Raw genomic sequence first — 8,453 nt, 5'->3', positions numbered from 1 at the left:
TGCTCTACCAACTGAGCTATGTCGGAATAATAAATGCTATCAATCACGACAACTACATAAATATAACACGGTAGAAAAGCTTTGTCAACAACTTTATTGGCTAGCAACTAGCTGTATGCCTGTTGCGGACTTATTTATATTAACAAAAAGCATTAGGTGGCGTCAATCTTTTTTTTATCTTAAAAAATAGAAAATTTTCACCATCAACCACCTTAATTTGCTAGAATTAAGAAGTAACTATTTTAAAAACGGAGAATAATATGAATACCTTGATTGATTTTGTTTTACATATTGATCAGCATTTGGTCAATATCGTTAATACTTTTGGAAACTGGACCTACCTAATTCTATTTTTAATCATCTTTGTTGAAACGGGAGCGGTGATCCTCCCCTTTCTTCCCGGTGATTCCCTCTTGTTTGCAGCGGCTGCGCTCTCTGCCAGTGCAAGTTATAATCTGAACATCTGGATTTTCCTAGTGCTCTTCTTTATCGCTTCACTCGGTGGTGACTCTTTGAATTTCTTCCTTGGTCGTAAAGTGGGCATGGCCATTACCGAAAATCAATTTTTAAGTCGCTTTGTTAAGGAAAAAGATTTTGAACATGCTCGTCACTTTTTCGATAAGTACGGAGCAATTGCAATCTTTCTAGCACGTTTTATGCCCATCGTGAGAACTTTTGCCCCCTTCGTCGCTGCCAGCAGCGATTATAGCTACAGTAAATTCTTTAAATATAATCTTACTGCTTGTATTGCTTGGGTAGGGCTCTGTTGCGGAGGTGGATATTTCTTTGGAAACATTCCGTTTGTACAAGAGCATTTTTCCGTGGTGGTTCTTTCGATCATTGTCATTTCCTTAATTCCAGCCATCATCGGTATTCTTAAGGGACGAACAGCTAACAAAAAGTCGATTGACTAAGGGATTGGCAAACATTTTAATTACGATTCTTCAGGACTTACTCCCGTTTACTATTGGGGTAAGTCCTTTTTCGTTGAAACGTGATTAACGCTACCATGATAATAACCAACAGAAATAATCCCATATTCTTTTGTAGTTATCAAAAAATTTAGTCAAAAAAACCATAAAAATAACTTTTATGGAATACTTCAACCTCATTTAAATTTTTTTAATTGGCGTTCACCAAGATACCATCCGGTAACTAGTCCTAAAATGACTATCCCTAACCAGACTAGAAAACAACTAAAAAAGTATTGATCAGGGAGCACATTAATCACCGGATCCTGTCGGGGATCAAAAATCCAGTCACGATTTTGAAAGAGCAGTTCATGAAAAATAATAAAAACATCGTTAAAATCAAGCATTACTAATAATAACAATATTCCTAATCCTACCAAAAAATTTCTTAGTCCCCTCGTCATCTGCCACAGCTGGTGATAAATCTGTTTGAAATAGCCCCTTAATCCCACAATCCAGAGCAGCATCAGAAGCGTATTATTAATCAAGATTAACCGTCTTACATCAGCAAAATGCTGGGCAGCCCTTGCCGAAAGCCGATAACCCTCCAAATATAAAGTCGTTTCCCATGGTAATTGTAAATATTTAATCATTTGATAAAAATTATGCATTAACACTGTATTGGAAGTTTCAAACCGGGTCGCTAAATGCGCCCAACTGAGATTAAGCCAATACAACCAACTGGCATTGACTACCACAAACGTCGCCATCGTAATGGTGAAGCTTACATAAAATAGCAATTTTACCATGCTGGAGTAACTAAATTGTCCAGTCATCGAAGCTTTTAATCTCATGGGTCGGTTGCTGCTCCTTCTGTTTGATATCAGCCGGTTTAGATACCCCAGAATACACTAGTAATGTATCAACTCCAGCGGCCATCCCTGCCCGAATGTCAGTTTCATAATTATCACCAACCATCAAGGCCTCTTTGGCGCTAATCCCTAACTTTGCAAGTGCATTTCTTACAATCAAACCATTGGGTTTACCCACAATGACCGGTTGTACCTGGGTCGCATACCGGATTAAATCGATTAATGAACCAGCACTTGGTAACAATCCTTGCTCACTGGGAATTAACGTATCTGCATTGGTACCCACAAAGTGAGCTCCCGCTTGAATTGCTAGCACGGCTCGGGTAGCTTTTTGATAGCTAAAGTCATAATCAAGCGCTACCACCACGTACGTTGGCTTCTCGGCATAAATGTCAAAGCCCCCTTGCACTAGCAGACTCTTTAAAGCTGGTTCTCCAATCACATATGCCGTCCTAGCCCGTTGATGCTGATCGGCATCAGCTTGAAGATAACTAACCGTTGCTTGCGCAGCGGTATAAATGTTTGCCGTAGTTACATGAATATCATGGTTTTGTGCCAAATTAGCCACGACCGCAGCTGGCTGGCGGGTTGTATTGTTAGTTAAAAATAAAAAGGGTTGTTGCGCTGCTTGTAGCCGCTCAACAAACCGTTTAGCAGCTGGAATCCGTCGCGTCCCCTGATAAATTGTTCCGTCAAGATCAATCATGTATCCGTGGTAATGTTTCATCACGCTTAATCCTCTTTCTTTTGGCGAATGGTAAATTGTCGCTTAGTTAACTGAGCCTTGGTTTTGTCATGACGTTGCTTTATATGCCGATTAGCACTGTTATGGTGTTTCCGACTCCGCTTAATCGTCGTTGGGTTTACACTCGTCTCGATTTTTTGTGCTGCATCGACATTATGCAACACAAAATAATTGTCACCTAAGTTCACTTCTTCTAAAAGGTAGTCATTAATTGCGCTCTTCCTTTCAAAAGAATCATTAGTCCGCCGGTCGTTAAAAAAACCTTTCAAGCGTAGTTGCCCATAACCCCAGTCCCCGATGATGTAATCATACCGAGTCAAAATCGGGTTGAAACTATTGGTAAAAGCCCCCAAGTCAAAAGCATTTCGGACATTGGCAACTAGTTCATACAGGTGTCCATTTACAGTTAGGGTTGTTGCATCAATTTGTTTAATTTCAGCGTATGGAATTCGTTTTTCCCGCCGTTGTTCAATCAAAATCTCAATCTGACTGTGTTCCATGTGAGCCTCCTCCTAAAGGAAATTCCTGAGATAAATATTTTGCCAAAACGGTGCGGATATTTCCGTTAAAATCAATTTGGTTCTTCCCAACAATTCCAATTGTCGGGAAAAAGGGAATAAATTCATAGTGGTCTAAAAGCGCAATTGTGTACCGTTTCTCAGGTACAACTAACTCATGGTGCCAATACAATTGCTGCTTTTCTGTGTCATAACTAATCCCCGCATAGACCAATCTTCCGAAATACTTCCCCCGAAACCCCATTCCCTTTTGAGGAAAGCGGATTAGGAAATTTTTATTCTTTTCCATTTCTTGAAATAGACGCCATAAATCATACCCCCACAGTTCGGTTTTCATGACGTGAATATTATGCGGCAAGATTTGTTGGAGCTGGTCCATATTAACAATCCCGGCTGGCAAATCATGCAAGAAGAGTCCCGTATTTAGTACAGCTGCCTGCGCATTTGTACTAGCCATCATGGCTTGCAATCCCAATTGAACCAGTGGATTATCATCAGTTAAAGACGTCTGATAGCGTTGCGGAACCCTCGCAATTTTTTGCGCAGCAAGCAGGCGATGCCCGGTGGCCTCTGCAGCAGCTACTTCAGCTTGATCTCCTGCTTCTCGGGGCAGATCGGTGCTACGAAAAACTTGTGCTTGTTGCTGATATAAACCAGCTTGATCGACTTCAAAAGTGATTTGACCAACATAGTGCCCCCACTTTTCTGCAGCCGTCAGCAAGGTCTGCTGCACTACTTCACCATGAGCCAACAAATGATGCGTATGCCCACCAATAATTACTTTTAATTCAGGATAGCGTTTAGCTAGCTCTCGATCATAGTTAATTCCCAAATGAGAGAGTAGGATTAGCTGATCGTACTGACCCGCCCATTCTTGTAGACACCGATCTAACGTTCCAAAGACCGATTCTGCGGTCCAACCCATAGCCTGAAACGTTGGATACGGAAATGTTAAGCCCAGCAAGCGCAACCTGGTTCCATTGTCTAAAACAAAATCACGATGAGTAGTCGCCCAATGGGGCAATTGCCCGGTTTTACTATCCAAAACATTATCTAAAATGACAGGAAAATTAGCATGATCATAAAGATGGTCAAGCTGCTTGTGAGAATTAGTTAATGCTTCGTTATTACCAATGGTAACCGCATCATAATGCATTTCATTTAACCACTGTACTATTCCTTGACCATTGGTCGCTTCAGTTAGGGGATCAAAGCGATCCATCGCATCGCCATCGTCAAATCGCAACACTCGATAACCTTGTTGGCTGAGTGCCGCTGTTTGCGTTTGAAAAAATCTTTTGATTGCTGGGAAGTTTTCTAAATGCGAGTGCAAATCATTAGTGTGTAAAATGGCAACCTTGCTTTTCATCGAATCACCTTTCATCATGTTACTGAACTATTTTAATTCTACCATCAGTAGGTCCATAAATCAGAAAAGCCGGTGCATTAGCACCGACTTTTCTATATCTGCTTCAGATTCCGATAATAATCAAATCCATAAAGACCTAACAGCCAAACAATCGAACCAACTAACGCTACCAAAGTCTGCACCTGGAAAAGAAGAATTATTGCCACAAAAATCATAAAGGCAATCGTAAAGACATTTGAAAATGGATACCAAGGCATTTTAAATGAAAGTGCTTGGGTTTGTTCCGTGGTTAACTGCCGGCGGTACCGCCAATGTGCTAATACAATCAAGGACCAAATGAAAAGAAAACAGGTTGTAGCGACACTGGAAATAAATTCAAAGACCCCATTAGGCACCAAAATATCAATAATGACAGAAATTCCAATTAATAAAGTCGATACTAAGATTGCTGTGGCAGGCAGTCCTCGCCGAGAAATTTGACTCAACCGCTTTCCCAGTGGATTTTTACTTCCCTTGGTCAGTGAATATAACATTCTTCCGGTCGTGAAAATTGCACTATTACACGATGAAGCAGCGGCGGTTAGCACCACAAAGTTAATAATTGCTGCTGCCGGTTTGATGCCAATTCCCTGGAAAACCTGGACAAAGGGACTAGATGTTGGCGAAACATCATACCAAGGATAGATACACATCAAAGCTACCAGGGAACCCACGTAAAATAAAATGATTCGAATTGGAACATCGTTAATCGATTTTGGAATAATGGTTTGTGGATCAGCGGTCTCAGAAGCTGTCATCCCAATCATTTCGATCCCCACAAAACTAAAGATTACCATTTGAAACGATAGCAGGAAGCCTTTGGCTCCATTTGGAAACAAATTTCCACCAAATAAATTTCCTAACGAGGCATACCCCACCGGTGTTTTATAGTGGATCGCCACCAAAACAACTCCTGCAAGGATCAATAGTAGGATCGCGACCACTTTGATAATGGCGAACCAAAATTCAGTTTCTCCAAAGGCGGAAACGGTAATTGAATTCATAAAAAACAAGATAACTAGCAAAAACAACCCCGTGACCCAGGTTGGCAAACCAGGGAACCAAAATTGCATGTACAAACCAGCTGCTGTTACCTCCGCCATCGCAATGGTGATCCAACAGATTAAGTAGGTCCAACCAGCAACAAAGCCAGTTTTTGGTCCCAAATATTTATCAATGAAATCAATGAAAGAAACTGCTTCCGTATTGGATAGTAGGAGCTCACCGAGTGCTCTCATTAAAAAAAAGCACGCTAACCCAGCAATTAAATACGCAAAGATTAGAGATGGTCCAGCAAAGTGAATCGAACGACCGGCTCCCAAAAAGAGCCCCGTCCCGATGGTTCCCCCCAGGGCAATCAACTGCACATGTCGATTTTTTAAACTTCGTGACATCCCTGAACTTGATTTTTTTTCTTGAGCCATAAGCAAGCTCCCCTCAAATCATTAATTTTTTTATAACTGTAATTATACCCGTTTCTCAAAAAACTGTCTAAACAAAAAACGACCCCTCACCAAGGTCATCCTCGGCAAGCGGTCGATTAGTTATTCTATTTGGTTTGGCTTAAAGCTTGAGCATCCCTAACAATCATTAACTCCTCATTTGTAGGAACTAACAAAGTTTTGATTTTTGCATCTGGAGTACTCAAATCACGAACTTCGCCACGGACATTATTTTTTTCCTGATCAATCTTAATCCCAAAGTACCCCAATTGGTCAGTAACTTCTTTCCGCACGGTAACACTATTCTCGCCGACCCCGGCGGTAAAGACGATGGCATCCGCTCCTTGAAGTTCGGCTAAGTAAGCTCCAATGTAACGCACAATCCGATTAATGTAAATCTCACGAGCAAGTCGTGCTCGGTGATTTTCTGCTTGGGCTGCTTCAACTTCGCGCATATCAGCGGAAACTCCAGAGATTCCAAGTAACCCAGATTTTTTATTTAAGATCTCGATCATCTCGTTAATATCCGTGATGCCTTCCTTCTGCATCACAAGTGCTAGCAAAGAAGGATCAACATCACCAGATCTAGTTGCCATCGTAATTCCAGTCAAAGGAGTAAATCCCATTGAAGTATCCAATGATTTCCCATGATTAACGGCACAAATCGAAGCTCCAGCCCCAATATGAAGAATAATTAATTTTAAATCTTCAACTGGCTTTTGCAAAACCTCTGCAGCCCGCTGTGAAACGAACCGATAGCTAATTCCATGAGCTCCATATTTTCTAGCTTGATATTTTTCATAATATTCATATGGAATGCTGTACAAGAAATTTTTCTCTGGCATCGACGCATGAAAGCCTGTATCGAAAACAGCTACACTGATAACATCTGGCAGGATTTTTTGAAAAGCTTTAATCCCTAAAACATTGGCTGGTTCATGCAACGGAGCCAGTTCAGCTAAACTCTCAATTTTTTTTAGTACTTCCGGAGTAATTACTACCGATTTATCGAAGAATTCGCCACCAGCAACCACACGATGTCCGACACCATCAATTTCATTATAGTTATGAATAATTTTCAGTGCTAATAATTGATCCAAGAGAATCTGAATCGCTGCCTCGTGATCGGCGACGTCAGTGGTAATTTCATATTTTTGCCCGCTGCCATACTTAATCGCAACGTGCCCATTTGGCATGGCAATTCTCTCAATAACCCCTTCAGCTAAGACTTGTTCCGCCGGCATTTCAAATAATTTAAATTTTAAAGTCGAGCTACCAGCATTAACCGCAATCATCTTGCTCATAATCTACTCCTCACTATTTTGAATTCAATAAAGCTTGTTTTTCCCACACTACCAAGTCATCAATAAATTTTTGTAACGCCACTTTGTCATCAAATGACGGAAATTCTCCTAACATCACTCGATCAGCTTGTCGCGCATCTGCCCCTCGCTTTTGTACAATCAAGATCGCCTTTTGCGCCTGTTCATTTAGGAATAAATCCTGTGGCAGGTTTAAAATTCCCTGTAGGAAAACTTGATCCTGCATCCAACCTAAGAGTCCCTTGGCTTCGGGGCTCTGGAATAGCTGGCTTGGAACTAAGAAAAATGCAAAGCCCCCAGCCTGAAGTTGGTTAACGGCCTGTTCCATCAAAAGATGGTGCACGTACGAATGTCCCATGTGGGAGTGGGTTTCATAATTTTGCACATTTTCATCAATTGGATAGTAGCCAACTGGCAAATCAGAAACCACAAGGTCAACTTGTGGAACGGCTAAGTCAGTTAAACTATCCTGCTGAACAAGTTCTAAAGATAATCGTTGCATTTGAGCACTAATACTAGCAACTGAGATCATCGAAGCATCATTATCGCTACCGAATCCGCTAACAGTTTTCGTCACTCGATCCTGGAGTTGATTCATAACGGCCGTCAATAAATTAGCAGATCCAACTGCAGGATCAAGAATCCGAAGCTGCTCTCGACCTGCTACTAGCCCTGCTGCTAAATAGCCTAACAGATCAGCAATTGTATCCGGAGTTATTTGATGAACAGCTTGAATATGATCTACTTTAGTCGCCTTAATCATGACCATTTGAATCGCTCTGCGAATATCCTGAGCATCCATTTTTTGATAATCAACCTTCTGGTACAAAGCTGTGAGTTCCTGAACCGTTTGCTTTGCAGGTAAACCGTTCTCGACTCGAACTGTCCGCTTGTCCAACAAGTTGTCAGCAGTTTCAATAAATGCATCTAGATAAGAAGTTTCTAGGCTATGCATTAACACCGTGGCTGATTGATCAAAAACTTGAAATAAAGCGGTCGTGCTGTTCTCAGTCAAAAAATCAACTCCTTTTCGGTGAGTTCACCTATGCCTATCTTACTCAATCAGTTCTAGTATTTCAAGGTGTGCCCAAGTGCTTTTCTGCAAAATGAGTCTTTGCCAATTGATAATGTCTAATCCGAGAATTATTTTGCTGAACAATTAGATTAGCTTGCTGTAGCTGGACTAATACTACGCAAGCAACCGTCGCCCAAAAAACTGCTCCAATCATTGTCAA

9 protein-coding genes are annotated in these 8,453 nt (G+C 41.2%); 1 reads left to right on the top strand and 8 read right to left on the bottom strand.

Annotated features, from left to right (window positions below; all coding sequences use genetic code 11):
• Positions 1 to 260 precede the first annotated feature (260 nt).
• Positions 261 to 914: a VTT domain-containing protein gene (locus B808_RS06305; protein WP_035422533.1), complete on the top strand. Its 654-nt coding sequence runs from the start codon at positions 261 to 263 to the stop codon at positions 912 to 914.
• A gap of 194 nt (positions 915 to 1,108) precedes the next feature.
• Here the strand turns inward: B808_RS06305 and B808_RS06300 are convergent, their stop codons facing one another.
• The 8 genes from B808_RS06300 to B808_RS06575 form a co-directional block, all read right to left on the bottom strand.
• Positions 1,109 to 1,765, bottom strand: coding sequence for a TIGR01906 family membrane protein (locus tag B808_RS06300; RefSeq protein ID WP_081716754.1), 657 nt, complete (start codon positions 1,763 to 1,765; stop codon positions 1,109 to 1,111).
• The gene (locus B808_RS06295) at positions 1,731 to 2,510 is read right to left on the bottom strand and encodes a TIGR01457 family HAD-type hydrolase (RefSeq protein ID WP_009166588.1); all 780 of its coding nucleotides are present in this window, start codon (positions 2,508 to 2,510) and stop codon (positions 1,731 to 1,733) included. Before B808_RS06295 ends, B808_RS06300 begins: the two co-directional genes overlap by 35 nt.
• Before the next feature lie 5 nt (positions 2,511 to 2,515).
• The gene (locus tag B808_RS06290; protein ID WP_035422531.1) at positions 2,516 to 3,028 is read right to left on the bottom strand and encodes a YutD family protein; all 513 of its coding nucleotides are present in this window, start codon (positions 3,026 to 3,028) and stop codon (positions 2,516 to 2,518) included.
• Positions 3,009 to 4,415, bottom strand: coding sequence for a bifunctional metallophosphatase/5'-nucleotidase (locus B808_RS06285; RefSeq protein WP_081716753.1), 1,407 nt, complete (start codon positions 4,413 to 4,415; stop codon positions 3,009 to 3,011). The genes B808_RS06290 and B808_RS06285 overlap by 20 nt, the downstream gene beginning before the upstream one ends.
• A gap of 92 nt (positions 4,416 to 4,507) precedes the next feature.
• Entirely contained in the window at positions 4,508 to 5,878 is a 1,371-nt protein-coding gene (locus B808_RS06280) for an amino acid permease (RefSeq protein WP_035422529.1), read from the bottom strand.
• Positions 5,879 to 6,003: 125 nt separating this feature from the next.
• Positions 6,004 to 7,200: an acetate/propionate family kinase gene (locus B808_RS06275; protein ID WP_035422528.1), complete on the bottom strand. Its 1,197-nt coding sequence runs from the start codon at positions 7,198 to 7,200 to the stop codon at positions 6,004 to 6,006.
• Positions 7,201 to 7,213: 13 nt separating this feature from the next.
• Positions 7,214 to 8,233, bottom strand: coding sequence for a class I SAM-dependent methyltransferase (locus B808_RS06270; RefSeq protein WP_035422527.1), 1,020 nt, complete (start codon positions 8,231 to 8,233; stop codon positions 7,214 to 7,216).
• A 61-nt stretch (positions 8,234 to 8,294) separates the two neighbouring features.
• Positions 8,295 to 8,453, bottom strand: a complete 159-nt coding sequence (locus B808_RS06575) for a hypothetical protein (protein WP_155830465.1) — start codon at positions 8,451 to 8,453, stop codon at positions 8,295 to 8,297.

The organism is Fructilactobacillus florum 8D (assembly GCF_000512295.1).
In the GTDB taxonomy this organism is placed as follows: domain Bacteria; phylum Bacillota; class Bacilli; order Lactobacillales; family Lactobacillaceae; genus Fructilactobacillus; species Fructilactobacillus florum.
Note: the sequence above shows the minus strand (reverse complement) of the source record. Positions and strands in the feature narration are given on the sequence as shown.